The sequence below is a fragment of the Nocardiopsis sp. M1B1 genome (assembly GCF_052466615.1).
In genome coordinates this window covers 1,796,712-1,812,537 of the sequence record NZ_CP196194.1, presented here as the reverse complement: position 1 = coordinate 1,812,537, position 15,826 = coordinate 1,796,712, and the positions used below count along the sequence as shown (strand labels likewise).

Annotated in this window: 13 protein-coding genes; 2 read left to right on the top strand and 11 right to left on the bottom strand. The window is 72.9% G+C overall.

Annotation, left to right across the window (positions count from 1 at the left end; genetic code table 11):
- Positions 1-77 precede the first annotated feature (77 nt).
- The 4 genes from ACSTA4_RS07860 to recO all read right to left on the bottom strand — a co-directional run bounded on the left by ACSTA4_RS07860 (position 78) and on the right by recO (position 3,332).
- Entirely contained in the window at positions 78-890 is an 813-nt protein-coding gene (locus tag ACSTA4_RS07860; RefSeq protein ID WP_444962983.1) for an SGNH/GDSL hydrolase family protein, read from the bottom strand.
- Between the two features lie 95 nt (positions 891-985).
- Positions 986-1,783 carry an SGNH/GDSL hydrolase family protein gene (locus ACSTA4_RS07855; RefSeq protein ID WP_444962982.1) on the bottom strand — a complete coding sequence of 266 codons (798 nt, stop codon included), beginning with the start codon at positions 1,781-1,783 and terminating at the stop codon, positions 986-988.
- A complete protein-coding gene (locus tag ACSTA4_RS07850; RefSeq protein WP_248774035.1) occupies positions 1,783-2,604 on the bottom strand; it encodes an isoprenyl transferase in 822 nt (273 codons plus the stop codon). The genes ACSTA4_RS07855 and ACSTA4_RS07850 overlap by 1 nt, the downstream gene beginning before the upstream one ends.
- A complete protein-coding gene (gene recO / locus ACSTA4_RS07845; RefSeq protein ID WP_212640976.1) occupies positions 2,601-3,332 on the bottom strand; it encodes a DNA repair protein RecO in 732 nt (243 codons plus the stop codon). Before recO ends, ACSTA4_RS07850 begins: the two co-directional genes overlap by 4 nt.
- A gap of 320 nt (positions 3,333-3,652) precedes the next feature.
- Here recO and ACSTA4_RS07840 point away from each other — a divergent pair, with 320 nt between their 5' ends.
- Positions 3,653-4,540 (top strand): CAP domain-containing protein, encoded by an 888-nt coding sequence (locus ACSTA4_RS07840; protein WP_444962981.1) that lies wholly within the window; start codon positions 3,653-3,655, stop codon positions 4,538-4,540.
- Positions 4,541-4,791: 251 nt separating this feature from the next.
- Here ACSTA4_RS07840 and ACSTA4_RS07835 read toward each other — a convergent pair whose 3' ends face one another.
- The gene (locus ACSTA4_RS07835) at positions 4,792-6,990 is read right to left on the bottom strand and encodes a TerD family protein (protein WP_444962980.1); all 2,199 of its coding nucleotides are present in this window, start codon (positions 6,988-6,990) and stop codon (positions 4,792-4,794) included.
- Between the two features lie 173 nt (positions 6,991-7,163).
- On the opposite strand from ACSTA4_RS07835, the gene ACSTA4_RS07830 reads away from it, so the two are divergent.
- Complete coding sequence (locus ACSTA4_RS07830) at positions 7,164-7,874, top strand: DUF2625 family protein (RefSeq protein ID WP_444962979.1); 711 nt, start codon at positions 7,164-7,166, stop codon at positions 7,872-7,874.
- Between the two features lie 57 nt (positions 7,875-7,931).
- Here ACSTA4_RS07830 and leuA read toward each other — a convergent pair whose 3' ends face one another.
- The 6 genes from leuA to ACSTA4_RS07800 form a co-directional block, all read right to left on the bottom strand.
- Positions 7,932-9,632: a 2-isopropylmalate synthase gene (gene leuA / locus ACSTA4_RS07825; RefSeq protein ID WP_416024454.1), complete on the bottom strand. Its 1,701-nt coding sequence runs from the start codon at positions 9,630-9,632 to the stop codon at positions 7,932-7,934.
- Positions 9,633-10,074: 442 nt separating this feature from the next.
- Positions 10,075-11,136, bottom strand: a complete 1,062-nt coding sequence (locus ACSTA4_RS07820; RefSeq protein WP_444962978.1) for an alkene reductase — start codon at positions 11,134-11,136, stop codon at positions 10,075-10,077.
- Between the two features lie 322 nt (positions 11,137-11,458).
- Positions 11,459-11,809: a hypothetical protein gene (locus ACSTA4_RS07815; protein WP_248774028.1), complete on the bottom strand. Its 351-nt coding sequence runs from the start codon at positions 11,807-11,809 to the stop codon at positions 11,459-11,461.
- Between the two features lie 227 nt (positions 11,810-12,036).
- Complete coding sequence (gene gcl / locus ACSTA4_RS07810; RefSeq protein WP_416024448.1) at positions 12,037-13,752, bottom strand: glyoxylate carboligase; 1,716 nt, start codon at positions 13,750-13,752, stop codon at positions 12,037-12,039.
- Between the two features lie 210 nt (positions 13,753-13,962).
- On the bottom strand, positions 13,963-14,853 hold the full coding sequence (locus ACSTA4_RS07805; RefSeq protein WP_444962977.1) for a 2-hydroxy-3-oxopropionate reductase: 891 nt from the start codon (positions 14,851-14,853) through the stop codon (positions 13,963-13,965).
- 83 nt (positions 14,854-14,936) lie between these two features.
- A complete protein-coding gene (locus ACSTA4_RS07800) occupies positions 14,937-15,734 on the bottom strand; it encodes a hydroxypyruvate isomerase family protein (RefSeq protein WP_248774025.1) in 798 nt (265 codons plus the stop codon).
- Positions 15,735-15,826 lie beyond the last annotated feature (92 nt).

Below are 15,826 nucleotides of genomic sequence, written 5' to 3'. Positions count from 1 at the left end.
GGCCCGGCCGGGGCTGTCTGCCCCGGCGGGTCCGCGCCCGGAGCGCCGACGCGTCGTGCGCGGCGCCCCGCGGCGCGTCAGTCCCGGCGCAGCGGGTCCAGGCTGGGGCGCTTGGGGTTGACGTTGTCCCCCGAGGAGCGGCCGGTGAGGCGGCGGCCGATCCACGGCACCAGGAACTCACGCGCCCAGTGCAGGTCCTCCTGGCGGGCGGAGCGCCAGTCGCGGGGGTCGGCGGGCGGCCACGGCTGCTTCCAGTCGCCCTCCACCGGCACCCCGAGCACCTCGGCCACGCGCAGCGCCATACGGCGGTGGCCCTCCGGGGACAGGTGCAGGCGGTCCCAGCTCCAGGCGCGGGCGTCGTCCAGGACCCGCATGCTCCACACGTCCACCACGTCGCAGCCGTAGCGGTCGGCGATGGCCCGCAGGTGCATGTTGTACGTGGCGATCCGGCCGCGCATGTGGCGCATCACGGGCTGCCAGTTGGTGTCGAACCCGGTGAAGACCACGATGCGCGCGCCGGTCCGGCTGAGCTCCTCCACCGCCGCGGCGAAGGCCACGGCCACGGCGTCGGGGTCGCTGCCGGGGCGGATGATGTCGTTGCCGCCCGCGCACAGCGTGATCAGGTCCGGCGAGAGCTCCACGGCCCGGGGGACCTGCTCCTCGGCGATCTGGCCGATGAGCTTGCCGCGCACCGCGAGGTTGGCGTAGCGCACCTCGGCGACGTGGTCGGCGAGGTGTTCGGCCAGACGGTCGGCCCACCCCCGGTAGCGGCCGTCGGGCGCGCCGCCGCCGTCCGGATAGGGGTCGCTCATGCCCTCGGTGAAGCTGTCACCGAGGGCGACGTAGGACAGGATGTCCTGGTGCACCAAGTTCGTCCCAAAACCGCTCATAATGCCCGATCATCCAACTCCGCGCCAGGGTTACGCGACAGTAGGTTGATCGTTTGCGGCGTTTTGGGAGCCACCTCACACCGGAACGGCGGCGGTCAGCGGTCCTTGGTGATCCGGGACAGCTCCGGGCGCTTGGCCGTGACCGTGTCGCCGGAGGAGCGCCCGGTCAGGCGGCGGCCGATCCACGGGCCGAGCGACTCCCTGACCCAGGTCAGGTCCTCCCGGCGCGCGCGGGCCCAGCCGACCGGTTCGCTGTGCGGCCACGGCTCGTCCCAGCGCTCCGTCACCGGCACGCCCAGCACCTCGGCCACGCGCAGCGCCAGGCGGCGGTGCCCCTCGGGGGACATGTGCAGCCGGTCCTCGTCCCAGGCGCGGGAGTCGGTGAGCACCTCCATCGGCCACTGGTCCACCAGGAGGCAGCCGTGCTTGTCGGCGACGGCGCGCACGTGCATGTAGTAGCGCGCGAACAGGCCGATGGTGCCGCGCATGTAGCCCGTGGTGACGTTGACGCCGGTGAAGAGCACGACCTGGCTCCCCGCGGCGCGCAGGCGGCCCACCGTGTGGTCCAGGATCCTGGCCATCCGCTCGGGGTCCCCGCCCGGGCGCAGCAGGTCGTTGCCGCCCGCGCTCAGGGTGACCAGGTCCGGGGCCATCGCCAGGACGGGCGGGAGCTGGTCGGTGACGATCTGGCGCATGAGCTTGCCGCGCACCGCCAGGTTCGCGTACAGGACCTCGCCCAGGTCGTCCGCCAGGTGCTCGGCCAGCCGGTCGGCCCAGCCGCGGAAGCCCGCGCCCGGCTCCGGGTAGGGGTCGCCCACGCCCTCGGTGAAGCTGTCGCCCACCGAGACGAGCGACATGCCCGGCCTGAGCAGCGGACCGTCCGAACCTGCCATCACTTCTTCTCCTCCGACACGGGGTTGGGCACGGCACCGCCGTAGCGGCGGTCCCGGCTCGCGTAGATCTCACAGGCCCGCCACAGGTCGCGGCGGTCGAAGTCGGGCCAGAGCGTGTCCAGGAAGACGAACTCGGCGTAGGCGGACTGCCAGAGGAGGAAGTTGGACGTGCGCTGCTCGCCGGAGGAGCGCACGAACAGGTCCACGGGCGGCACGTCGGGGGCGTAGAGGTGCTGGGCGAGGGTGTCCTCGGTGATCTTCTCCGGGGAGATCAGGCCCGCCGCGGCTCTGCGGGCCAGCTCGCGCGCGGCGTCGACGATCTCGGCCTGGCCGCCGTAGTTCACGCAGAACTGGAGGGTGAGCGCGGTGTTGTCCCTGGTCATCTCCTCCGCGTCCTGGAGTTCGCGGATGACGCTCTTCCACAGCCGCCCCGCGCGCCCGGCCCACTTGACGCGGACTCCCCGCGCGTGCAGCTCGTCGCGGCGCCTGCGGATGGTGTCGCGGTTGAAGCCCATGAGGAAGCGCACCTCGTCGGGTGAGCGCTTCCAGTTCTCGGTGGAGAAGGCGTAGGCGGACAGGTTGGCCACGCCCATCTCCAGGGCGCCCTCGATCACGTCGAAGAGCGAGGACTCACCGGCCTTGTGCCCCTCGGTGCGCGCCAGCCCGCGCTCCTTGGCCCAACGGCCGTTGCCGTCCATGACCACGGCCACGTGCCGGGGCACCAGCTGGGCGGGGAGCTCGGGGGGACGCGCGCCGCTGGGGTGCGGAACGGGCGCGGAGTACTCCCGCCGTTTACCGGTGTCGAAGCTGAACAGACTCAAGAACGCTCCACATGGCGCAGTGATCGGATTCCGTTTTCCAGGTGCCACTGTAGGTAGGCCGCGACCAGCCCGCTGCACTCGGAGCGCTGCCTGTCCTCGCTGGCGTCCGCGCTCTCCCAGTCCCCTCCGAGCAGCGCCGACATGAGTCGGAGCGTGTCCGGTGACGGGTGCACGGAGCCGTGGGGACGGCACACCGTGCAGACCATACCTCCGGCGTGGACCGCGAACGCGCGGTGCTCCCCCCGGCTGCCGCAGCGGGCGCACTCGGCCAGGGAGGGCGCGTACCCGGCGACGGCGAGCGAGCGCAGCAGGTAGGCGTCCAGGACCAGCCGGGAGTCGTGGCTTCCCTCACCCAGGGTACGCAGCGCGCCGATGAGCAGGAGGAACTGGCGCAGCGCCGGGTCCTTCTCGACCGAGACGACCTTCTCCGCGGTCTCCAGCATCGCGGTGGCGGCGGTGTAGCGGGAGTAGTCGGACACCACCGCCTCGCCGTAGGCGCGCACGGTCTCGGCCTGGGTGATCACGTCCAGCGTGCGGCCCGCGTGCAGCTGGAGGTCGACGTGGGTGCACGGCTCCAGGCGGGCGCCGAAGCGGGACTTGGTGCGGCGCACCCCCTTGCCGACGGCGCGGACCAGGCCGGTGCGCCGGGTCAGGAGGGTGATGATGCGGTCGGCCTCGCCCAGCTTCTGGTTGCGCAGGACGACACCCTCGTCGCGGTAGAGACTCACACCCCCATTGTCGCGGATGCCGCGGACCGTCCACGCGGACGGTGCAGCACGAAACCCCTCCACGACCAGCTTTGTCACAGTTTGGTTTCCCTTTTGGCGACATTTGCTCTACTCTCACGCGCTAGGCGCTCCGCGTCGGGCCCGCCGCCCTTCCCCCGCGGCACTCTCCCGGAGCAGCCGCGCGCATCCCGCGCGCTCCCCGACACGGGTTCACCCGAGACCCGCGGGGCACGAGCGAGGACCGCCCGGAGCGCGGACCCCGCACGAGCGGCACCCCGTCGCGCCCGTGCCCCGACGTCCCACTTCCCGAGGAGGGCCCCATGGCGCGTGGTCGCCGAGGCAGGCGCAGGAAGAGCGCCGACCGACACCGCCGTACCGGGCGCGGACTGCGCTCGATACCGCTCGCGGTGCCCATGGCCGCGGTCCCCGTCGGCCTGGTCGTGGCGGGCGCGCTGCTGTTCACCGGCGCGGAGTCCGGCCTCAACCCCTTCCAGAACACGGCGGACGGCCAGGCGCGGGAGGGAGGGCTCGGCACCGCGGTCACCGACGACTCGCTCGTGCCCGAGGCCTCCGAGGACGCCGACTTCTTCGCCTCGCCCACCGCGACGCCGGAGCGGGAGCCCGCGCCCTCAGGGGAGGGCGGCGAGCCGCAGAGCGCGCAGGCCTCCTCCGTGCCCGAGGACGGCGGGGACGAGGACGCCGGCGGCGGTGGCAGCGGTGGCGGTAACAGCGGTGGCGGCTCGGAGTCCGGCGGTGGCGGCGGCTCGGGCGGCGGTGACGGCGGCGGTGACGGCGGCGGCAACGGCGGAGGTGGCGGCGACGGCGGTTCCGACGCCCCCTCGGGCGGGTCGACCGACCAGGTCGTGACCCTGGTCAACGCCCAGCGCGCGGACGCCGGCTGCGGCCCGCTGCGGGTGGACTCGCGGCTGACCGCCGCCGCCCAGGAGCACAGCGAGGACATGGACCGGCGCGACTACATGAGCCACGAGAGCCCCGAGGGCGAGGGCCCCGGGGACCGGGCCGACCGCCACGGCTACGACGCCTGGGGCGCGGAGAACGTCGCCAAGGGGCAGACCAGCCCCCAGCAGGTGATGGACGCCTGGATGAACAGCGACGGGCACCGCCGGAACATCCTCAACTGCGACCTGGTCGCGATCGGCGTCGGCGAGTCCGGCAGCGCCTGGACACAGATGTTCGGTTGGGAGTGACCTCCGGCGTACACACGCGGGGCCGCCTTCCCGGGAGGGGAGGGCGGCCCGACGCGCGCGAGGAGAGCGCGGCGGCTGGGCTCTAGAGGAGAAGGAAGCCGCCGCTGTGCCTCGCCCTGCCGGGCGGGGAGCGCGGAGACTGCATACCGTGTGAAAGGGGATTCGAACCCCGAGAAGGAAGCCTCCGCTGTGCCGCCCGGAGAGAAGGCTAACCCGCTCCTCCCGCAGACGTCACACGGTTTTCCGGGCGGTCACACCGCCTCGGGGTCGGGCAGCAGGGAGGGCAGGTCCGTCAGCGCGGTCGCCCCGACCCCCTCGGGCAGCCCCTCGGGGCGCTCCAGCCCCAGGTAGGCCACCCGGCGTCCGGCGACCTCCTCGGCAGTGGGCGGCTCCAGGTACTCCCGCACCTCGGCGCCCGTGCCCTCCATCAGGTCCACCAGGTGCCGGACGGTCAGGTAGCGGCGCTCCACCACGGCGCGGGCCATCAGCCGGGCGGACGCCCCCGTCTCCTCGACCCGGTTGAAGTGCTGGCGCCCCCGCAGGAACAGGTGCGTCCAGCAGGCGCTCCACCGGCCGCCGCTCCCCCGGCTGAACACCAGCGGGACCAGGACCCGGGACTCGCCCTCCAGGTCCGAGCGCACGCGCACGGTCCGCGGCTCGAAGGGCATGCCGCCCTGTCCGCCGTCCCGGGTCATGTAACCGAAGAAGGCCTCCGGCAGGAAGGTGAACCGGTCGCCCTCGTAGACGAGCACCTGCGGCACCACGTGCCGCACCCGCTCGTCCAGCGCGGACAGGTCCAGGTCGATCATCTCGGTGGCGCCGTCCGGCGCGGGCGCCGCCACCAGGTCGCCGGAGTGGGTCGTCGCGCCCTGCCCGAGGTTGGTCCAGGACACCTGGCCGACCGGGGCGAAGTCCTGGTCGAGCAGCTCCACCGACAGGTCCAGGTCGGTTTCCCGGGTCCGCGTCTGCGTCCAGTGCACGAAGAACCGCAGCAGGTCCCCCTCGACCTCGGTACGGCTGCCGCGCGGCAGCACGCCCATGCCCTTGGCGACCCCCCTCCCCGAACGCGGGACGGCCACCGGGAGCACGGCGGGGTCCACCAGGAGCAGGTCGTGGACCGGCAGGCGCCGGGCGATCAGGCCGTCCAGGGCCTCCAGCACGGCGATGGTGTCGGCCCCGGGCAGCGGCGGACGGGTGTCGGGGGCCGTGTACCCGCGCGCGGACTGGTTGGCGAACAGGCGCACCAGGCCGGGAACGTCCCGGTTGGCGAGCTGTTCGCGCGCGGAGACCAGCACCCGGCCGGAGACGCGGTCGCCGACCTCGCGCAGGCGCGCGGCCAGCAGTTCCCCGGTACCGGCCCCGCCGGCCGCCAGGACCCGGTCCAGGGCGCGCACCAGCATTCCCGGCGCGGTGGCCAGCAGGTCCACGGCGGCGGTCACGTCGCCGTCCAGGAAGGCCGCCTCCACACGGGCGTCGAAGGTGCGCACGCGGCGGTCGCCGCGCGCCACCGCGAACACCTCGCGGGCGTGCTCCCACGCCGGGTACTCGTGCGGGTGCAGCCCCTCTCCCAGCCGCTTCCACGCCTCGGTGTGGCGGCCCACGTCGGCGAGCTTGCCGGGGTTGTCGGCGATCACCGCGTCCAGGGCGGCGAGCAGCGCACGCCGTTCGCGGCGGCGGAAGGAGCGCGTGCGGGCGGGCCGGGCCAGGGTGGGATCGCCGCCGGAGAGGGCCTGGGCCAGGCGCAGCACGTCGGTGGCGGTGTCCACGCGCGGGGCGTGTCCGGCCCGCACGCGGGCGGCGTTGACCACGGCGCGGTTCTCCCGCACGGGGATGACCCGCGGCGGTTCCCGGTCGGCGCACTCGTCGGCGAGCACGGCCAGGAGCGCCAGGTCGTCCTCCCCGAGCGGGAGCGGGCTGCCCGCCAGGTCCTCGTACAGCGCGCGGGTCTCCTCGGCCAGGGGCGCGCCCAGGTGGAGCGGGGTGAGCCGGTCCTTGGCCCCCGGGACGAACGCGTCGCGGGCGGCGGCGAGTTCGGCGTAGGTGTGCTGGTAGCGGCCGTAGGAGGGCAGGTCGAGCAGGTTGATCCGCTCCTGCGGGAGCTCCGGGTGGACCGGACCGGTCGGATCCCCGATCGCCTCGGCCAGGCACCGCGCCCAGAACTCGACGGTGTCGGGGACGTTGTCGGGGAAGTCGCGGAAGTAGACGTTGTGCTCGGCGGCGGCGCCGACGAGTCGCCGGACTGCGTCCAGGAGGGGCCCGGCCTCGCGCAGCACGGCCCCGGGGGCGAGGCCCTCGAAACGGGCGCGCAGCTCGCCGGTGAGCGTGAAGCCCACGGACAGCAGCGCCGCGTCGAGCCGCCTGGTCGCGGCACCGCCGTCTCCGGGCTCGCCGGACGGCTCGGGGACGCGCAGGGTTCGCTGGATGATCTCGCCGTACACCATGCACGGCATCGTGGCACTCCCCCGGCCGCCCGCGCCACGGCTTTTGCCCGCCCCGCCACCCCGTGCGCGGACAGCGTCCACGCCTACCGCAGACGTTCCGGAGGCCTCGGCGGACGCGTCGGCGCCGACCGGTAGTGTGGACCGCCGTCGCGACCCCTCGCGGCCCGACGGGAGGTGGCCCTGTGCGCGAGCTGAGTGAACTGGTCGAGGTGGACGAACCCGCCTGGCCGCTGCTGTCCGAACGCCTGGAGCGGGGCGGGGCCGCCGTGCGCGCCCTGCCCGTCGACCCCGAGCGGGGCCGCACGTGCCTGCACCGCCTCCAGGTGACCGCGCGGTCCTTCCTGGGCGCGATGGCGCTGGAGTCCGGCGGCCTGCTCCTCGACGGCGGGTGGCTGCGCGTCCACGGCGGCGGCGGGGCCGAGCTGCCCGGTCTGGGCGAGGTCAACGACCTGAGCGCGGCGGTGGTGTACGGCCCGCCGCCGCGGCTGGTGGTCGCCCACGACGTGCTGGGCGGGGTGTTCGCCCTCAACGGGCCCGCGGCCGAGGGCGGGGACTACCCCGGCAGGCCCGGGGAGATGGTCTACTTCGCGCCCGACTCCCTGGAGTGGGAGCCGCTGGAGACGGCCTACTCCGGCTGGCTGCTGTGGCTGCTGGACGGCCACCTGGAGGACTTCTACCGCGCCCTGCGCTGGCCGGGCTGGCGCGAGGAGGCCGAGGCGCTGGACCTGGCGCGGGGGCTGTCGCTGCGTCCCTCCCCCTGGACGGCCGAGGCGCGCCAGGACATGGCCGCGACCTCGCGCAGGCCGGTCGCGCTGGGCGAGCTGACCGGCGCGCACCGGGAGTCGTGCGCCGCCCTGGGTCTGCCCGACCCCGGTCCGTTCGGCCTGCTCTAGCGGGCCGGGGCCGCGACCCGGCGGTCGCGGCCCCGCGCTCCCTCGGGCGTACGCCCGTCAGACGCGCGCGATGGCGCTGCACAGCGCCTTGAGCGAGGCCGTGGTGATGCTGCTGTGGATGCCCACTCCCCACACCACGCGGCCGTCGATCTCGGCCTCCACGTAGGCGGCGGCGCGGGCGTCGCCGTCCCCGCCCATGGAGTGCTCCACGTAGTCCATGACGCGGACCTTGACGTCGACGTCGGTCAGGGCGTCGCAGAACGCGGAGATGGGGCCGTTGCCGGTGCCGGTCAGCTCACGGATCTCGCCGTTGACCCGGGCGTCGGCCTCGATCCGGTAGGTGCCGTCGCTGTCGGTGGTGGAGCGGTGCGCCAGCACCGCGACCGGGCCGCCCTCGGCCAGGTAGGTCTGGGAGAAGATCTCCCAGATGCGCCCGGCGGCGAACTCGCCGCCCTCGGCGTCGGTGAACTTCTGGATGACCTGGGAGAACTCGATCTGGAGGCGGCGCGGCAGGTCCAGCGAGTGGTCGCGCTGCATGATGTAGGAGACGCCGCCCTTGCCGGACTGGCTGTTGACCCGGATGACGGCCTCGTAGTTGCGGCCCACGTCCTTGGGGTCGATGGGCAGGTAGGGCACGTCCCAGACGTACTCCTCCACCGGGGTCCCGGCGGCGTCGGCGGCCTCCTGCTGGGCGGCGAAGCCCTTCTTGATGGCGTCCTGGTGGGAGCCGGAGAAGGCGGTGTAGACCAGGTCGCCGCCGTAGGGGTGGCGCGGTGCGACCGGCAGCTGGGTGCAGTGCTCGACGGTGCGGCGGATCTCGTCGATGTCGGAGAAGTCGATCCTGGGGTCCACGCCCTGGCTGAACAGGTTCATGCCCAGGGTGACCAGGCAGACGTTGCCGGTGCGCTCGCCGTGGCCGAACAGGCAGCCCTCGACGCGGTCGGCCCCGGCCATGACGGCCAGCTCGGCCGAGGCCACGCCGGTGCCGCGGTCGTTGTGCGGGTGCACCGAGACGACCACGTGCTCGCGCCGGGACAGGCTGCGGCTCATCCACTCGATCTGGTCGGCGTAGACGTTGGGCGTGGAGCGCTCGACGGTCGCGGGCAGGTTGAGGATGATCTCGCGGCCCGGGCCGGGCTGCCAGACGTCCATGACGGCCTCGCAGACCTCCAGGGCGAAGTCCAGTTCGGTGTCGACGAAGATCTCGGGCGAGTACTCGTAGCCGAAGTACTCGGTCTCGCCCAGGTACTGCTCGGCGAAGCGCATGACGTGCCGGGTGCCCTGGACGGCGATGTCCTTGCAGGCCTCGCGGTCCACGCGGAAGACGACGCGGCGGAAGGTGGGCGCGGTGGCGTTGTACAGGTGCACGGTGGCGCGCCTGGCCCCGACCAGGCTCTGCACGGTGCGCTCGATGAGGTCCTCACGGGCCTGGGTCAGCACCGAGATCTGCACGTCGTCGGGGATCGCGTCGCCCTCGATCAGGGAGCGGACGAAGTCGAAGTCGGTCTGGCTGGCGGCGGGGAAGCCGACCTCGATCTCCTTGTAGCCCATCCGCACCAGCAGCTCGAACATCTCGCGCTTGCGGGCGGGGTCCATCGGCTCGATCAGCGCCTGGTTGCCGTCGCGCAGGTCCGTGGACAGCCAGCGCGGGGCCTCGGTGATGCTCTTGGAGGGCCAGGTGCGGTCGGGCAGGTCCACCGGCGCGAAGGGCTTGTAGCGGTGGAAGGGCATGGGGCTGGGCTTCTGCTGCGGCACCATCTCGGTGGCTCCTCGGGTGGTTCTGGCGCTTGGTCATGGTCGACCAGGACAAGCCGAAGTCCCGCGGCGAGGGAGCCGACCTTTTAACGACCCCCGCCGCGGCCGCTAAGGAGAAGCAGCTCGCGCAGCATAACGGTCCTCACGCTAGCAGACGGCCCGCCGGAACTGGTACCCGGTGTCCACATGATGGGACGCGCGTCACATGACCTGGGAATCCTCATCACGGAGGACGCGCACGGCGGAATCCTCCCCCTTACCGGTACCTCGACCTCAAGAGAACGGCGGGGGGTCTGTAACATTTTCGGTGAACCCTTCAGTGCTAGGGGGGTTGTTCCAGATCCCGTCGACGGGGCCCGGGGTGCGGCCAACACCCGAGGCCGTCGCCGGCAGCGCGGTCACCGCGCGCCGGCGGCCGGGCCGGTCCCGTCGACGGGATTTCGCGTCAGGCGCCCAGGGCCGGGTAGTCGGTGTAGCCGCGGTGGTCGCCGCCGTAGTAGGTGGCCCGGTCGGGGACCGCGACGGGAGCGCCGGTCCTGATCCTGGCGGGCAGGTCGGGGTTGGCGATCCAGGCCGAGGCCATCGCCACGGCGTCCGCCCGCTCCTCGGCCAGGGCCGCGGCGGCGGGTCCGGTGTCGGTGCCGGAGGCGGGGTTGAGGACGAAGGTCCCCGGCCACTCCTTGCGCAGCGCGTCGGTGTACTCGGCCGAGGCCGACTCCGTCAGGTGCAGGTAGGCCAGTCCGGGACGTCCGCGCAGCCCGTCCAGGAGCGCGAGGTACTGCTCCAGGGGGTCGCTCTGGCTGATGCCGTTGAGCCTGCTGGCCGGGGAGACGCGCAGGCCGACGCGGTCGGCGCCGACGGCCTCGGCGACCGCGTCCACCGCCTCCAGGGCGAAGCGGGCGCGGTTGGCGGCGCTGCCGCCGTACCCGTCGGTGCGCCGGTTGCTGCCGTCGGAGAGGAACTGCTCGATGAGGTAGCTGTTGCCGCCGTGCAGCTCCACCCCGTCGAAACCGGCGGCGATCGCGTTGCGCGCGGCCGCGGCGTGGTCGGCGAGGGTCTGGTCGATGTCGGCGGCGGTCATCTCGCGCGGCACCGGGTGCGCGAGCTTCTGCCTGCCGTCGTACATGGACGCGCCCGAGGCGACGGGGGACGGAGCGAGGGGCAGGCCGCCGTCGGGGTAGAGGCTGGGGTGGCCGACCCGGCCCGAGTGCATGAGCTGGGCGAAGATGTGCCCGCCGCGCTCGTGCACGGCGTCGGTGACGCGCCGCCACGCCGCGACCTGCTCGTCGCTGTGCAGGCCCGGGGTGTCGGTGTAGCCCTGGCCGCGGACGCTGGGCTGGATGCCCTCGGTGATGATCAGCCCGGCCGAGGCGCGCTGGGCGTAGTACTCGACGGTGAGGTCGCCGGGCGAGCCCCCGCGGCAGCGCGAGCGCGTCATCGGGGCCATGAACAGGCGGTTGGGCAGGTGCAGGCGGCCGATCCGGACGGGATCGAACAGGTCGCTCAAGGCGGACTCCGTGGTGTGCGGGTCGAGAGGGTCCGTGCCCTCGGGAACGCACTCACGTTAGGAGGAACCGCCGCGGGGCCGTCGACCGGGTACGCACTTCGCCAGGTCACGCACGCGCGCCGCCGCCCCGGCCCGGGTGGGCGGGTCACCGCAGGTGTCGGCCCCGGTACACCCGGCTGCGCCGGACCGCGCGCTCCACCGGGACTGCGGGCAAACCGGGGGCGCTCCGGAGATCGCCGTATCCGCGGTGGACACACGGGCGGGGACTGACGCCGGTGGTCAGGGCCCCGGCCCCGGGCGGCGCGCCCGGGGCCGGGGGCGGTCAGAACTCCCCTTGGCAGGCCTGCTGGACCTTGCCCTGGCCGAAGGACTCCACGTAGGTCTCGTCCGGGGCCAGCTCCAGGTAACCGTCCGTCTGGGCCCCGTAGATCAGCACCGGGTCGGTGCCGTTCCACTTGAACTGCAGCTGGCAGTCCTGCGTGGCCTCGTAGGTGGCCCACCAGAACCCTTCGGAGTCCGGCGCCGTGATCCTGAGTTCGTCACCGGGCAGACCGCTCTCCGCCAGGAGTTCCTGGAACTCCTCCTCGGACCCGTTCTGGGAGGAACACGCGGAGGAGGCGAGCGCGGCGGCCGCGAGGGCGGCCGCAGAGAGGAAACGCGCGTGGGGGGACATGCTTTTCCAACTTCCGAGAGTGCCGACGACGGCTCCGTTGCGTTCTCCCGCTCCCTGGCACGGCGGCTCCGTCGTCAAGGTGACTCCACGTTTGCGCAGGTGCGGGCCGGAGAAAACGCACGTCGCGAAACACTCCGGACACAACCCCGTAACGGCGGGTTCACCTGTGTCCGGTGTGCCCCGTTTGGTCCGCTGTGGCAGGCGTTCCGCACGGGGCACACCCGCCGTCAGGCCCCCGGGACCGGCTCGAACTCCCGGACCGCGTCGATCGCGGGCCCGTGCGGCGTGTTGGCCTCGCGCTCGATCATGATCTCCACGAGCACCGGCCGCGACGTGGCCTGGGCCTGCTTGCGGGCCCACTCCAGGGACTCGCGGATCTCCCCGGGCTCCACGACGCGGCGCCCGGAGCACCCGTAGGCCTCCATGAGCTTGACGTTGTCGGTTCCGTACTCGTCGTAGTGGATGTCCACCTGGTAGTTCATGTCGAACGGGATCGAGGCCTGGCGGATCAGGCCCAGGTACTCGTTGTTGAGCATGATGATGACGTAGGGCACGTCGTACTGGGCGGCCACGGCCAGTTCCTCGACCATGTACTGGAACCCGTAGTCGCCGACGATCCCGACGACCTCGGCGTCCGGCTCGGTGTCCTTGAGCGCCTTCTTGACGCCGATCGCGGCGGGGATCTCCCAGCCGAGCGGGCCCGCCTGGCCGCAGATCTGGTAGTGGCGCGGCTTGTACGCCTTCTGGTGCTGGCCTCCCCAGATCTGGTACAGGCCGATCGCGGTGACGAAGTAGGTGTCCTCGCCGAAGACCTCGTTGATCTCCTTGTAGACGCGCGGCGCCTTGACCGGGACCGTGTCGAAGTCCTCGCGGCGGGTCAGGGTGGCCTTGAGCTCGGCGACCCGGTCGATCCAGGGCCGCACCTCGGCCTTGGCGCCGCGGGCGCGCGCGGCGGCGAGCAGCTCGCGCAGGAACAGCCGCGCGTCGGAGACCACGCCCAGGTCGGGCTCGAAGACCCGGCCGATCTGGGTGGCCTCGATGTCGACGTGGATGAACCTGCGCTCGCCACGGTAGACGTCGATCTGCCCGGTGTGGCGGTCGGCGAAGCGCGCGCCCACCGCCAGGACCAGGTCCGACTCCAGGAAGGAGGCGTTGCCGTAGCGCTGGGAGGTCTGCACGCCGGTCATGCCCGAGTACAGGGGGGAGTCCTCGTCGAAGGAGCCCTTGCCCATGAGGGTGACCTGCACCGGAACCTGGAGGTGCTCGGCCAGCGCGCGCAGGTCGTCGGAGGCCTCGGCGGTGATCACGCCGCCTCCGGCCAGGATCAGGGGGCGTTCCGCCTCCAGCAGCATGTCCAGCGCGCGCTCCACCCGGGGCCGGTGCGGCTCGACGGCGTTGACCTTGAGCGGGGCGTCGATGGCGGGGTCGTAGTCGATCAGCTGCTGGGCGACGTCCACCGGAATGTCCACCAGGACGGGGCCGGGGCGTCCCTCCCGCGCGATCCGGAACGCCTCGCGGAAGATCCAGGGCGCGGTGGCGGCCTCCTTGACCTGGACGGCCCACTTGGTGACGGGCTTGGCGATCTCGACGATGTCGACCGCCTGGAAGCCCTCCTTGTCCAGCAGGTCGGTGCGCTGCTGGCCGGTGATGCACACGATCGGGACCGAGTCCGCGATGGCCGTGTACAGGCCGGTGATCATGTTGGTCCCGGCGGGGCCGGAGGTGCCGATGGCCACGCCGACCTTGCCGGTGGTCCGGGACCAGCCGTCGGCCATGTGGGTGGCGCCCTCCTCGTGGCGGACGGTCAGGTGCTCGATGCCGCCGACCTGTTCCATCGCCTTGTAGAGGGGCAGGATGGCCGCGCCGGGGCAGCCGAAGGCCGTGTCGACGCCCTCGTCCTTGAGGACCTCCACGACCGCGTTCATCGCGGGCATCTGTGGCATGGGAAGCGAACCCTTCAGTGCTGGGGGTGCTGGTGGCTGTGTGGTGGTGAAGCTGGGTGCTAGGGGTGGTGCCGTGGTGCTACTGGGGTGCGGGAGAGCCCGCGGGCGGGCCCGGACGGCGCGCGGGCCGTGTCCACCGGTGCGGCCAACACCGGGGACGGACGGCTCGGGGCCGGGTGGGGGCCCTCGCGTCCGGAAAGGGCCGGTCCGCTACTTCTCGGAGCGGTCGGAGAGCTGCTCGACGATCTTCAGCAGCGCGGAGTGGTCGAGGCCGCCGTGGCCCTGGTGCTTGAGCGCGCCGACGTACTGCGCGACCTGCGAGCCCAGCGGGATCGCGACCCCGGCGGCACGCGCGGAGTCGGTGACGATGCGCATGTCCTTGTCGTGCAGGGCGATCCGGAAGCCCGGGGTGAAGTCGCGCGTGCGCATGGCGGCGCCCTTGCGCTGGAGCACGGTGCTTCCCGCGAGCCCGCCGCCCAGGACCTCCAGGCCGGACTCGGTGTCCACCCCGTGCGCCTCCAGGAAGACCAGGGCCTCGGCCAGGAGCTGGATGTTGCCCGCGACGATGAGCTGGTTGGCCGCCTTGACGGTCTGACCGGAGCCGCTCGGGCCGACCAGGACCGGGGTGGTGCCCAGGACGTCGAAGAGCGGCCGGGCCGCCTCGAAGTCCTCCGCGGCGCCGCCGACCATGATGGAGAGCTTGGCCTCGACCGCGCCCGCCTCGCCGCCGCTGACGGGGGCGTCCAGGACGCGCAGGCCGCGCTCAGCCCCGGCCTCGGCCACCGAGCGGGACACGTCGGGGCGGATGGTGCTCATGTCGATGACCAGGGTGCCGGGCTTGACGCTCTCGAAGACGCCGCCCTGGCCGAGCATGAGCTCCTCCACGTCCGGGGAGTCCGGGACCATGGTGATGACGGCGTCGGCGTCGGCGACGGCCCCGGCGACGCTGCCCCCGCGCAGGCCGCCCTCGGCGACCAGCGCGTCGACGCGCTCGGGGCTGAGGTTGTGGCCGGTCACGGTGTACCCGGCGCGGACGAGGTTGACGGCCATGGGCAGACCCATGATCCCCAGGCCGATGAAGGCGATCTTCTTGACGGGCACGAGGGCCCCCTTCGTGACTGGTGTGCGGCTGGTGCTGTGCTGCTGGTGCCGTGTGGCTGGCGGCGGGGTGCGCGGCTGGAGGATCAGTTGAGCCAGCCGAAGCTCTGTGCGCTGGGCACGGTCGGCTTGTACTCCAGGCCGACGAGCCCCCGGTAGCCCCCGGTCTGGGCGGCGGTGAGCAGTTCCTCGATGGGCAGCCGTCCGGTGCCGGGCTCGCCGCGCCCGGGGGTGTCGGCGATCTGGATGTGCCCGAACTCGGCGGCGTGGTCGCGGACCGCGGCGGCGAAGTCGTCGCCGTTGACGGCGAGGTGGTACAGGTCCGCCAGGAGGGCGACGTTGTCCGCGCCCGCCTCCCCGGCCCGGGCGACGAAGGCGAGCCCGTCCGCGGCCGTGGTCAGGGGGTAGCTCTCGGCCCCGCTGATGGGCTCGATGAGGACGGTGCCGCCGACCGCCGCCACGGCCTCGGCCGCCGCGACGGTGTTCTCCAGGGCGGTCCGGTCCTGTTCGCCGGGGTCCACCCCCGGCTGGCGCAGGCCGTAGAGGGCGTTGAAGCCCGTGGCTCCCGTGCGCTCGGCGATGCGCACCACGACGTCGATGTTGGCGCGGAACTCGGCGCTGCGCGAGGGGTGCGAGAGCACGCCGCGGTCGGGGCCGGGCAGTTGGCCCGCGAAGAAGTTGAGGCCGCTGAGACGGACACCCGCCCGGTCGAGGGCGGAGACGAAGGCGTCGACCTCGTCCTTGGGCGGGGTCGGGCTCTCGAACGGCCACCAGAACTCGACGGCGTCGAAGCCCGCCTCCCGCGCCGCCCGGGGGCGGTCGTTGAGGGGGAGCTCGGTGAACAGCAGCGAGCAGTTCACCGTGTACCCCAGGGTGTGGCTCATACCTTGCCTCCAGCATCTACTTCCATAATGTGGAAAGTAGTTTTCGCTTTAAGGAATGATTGAAGTGTGTGCCGGGGCACCCCCGCTTGTCA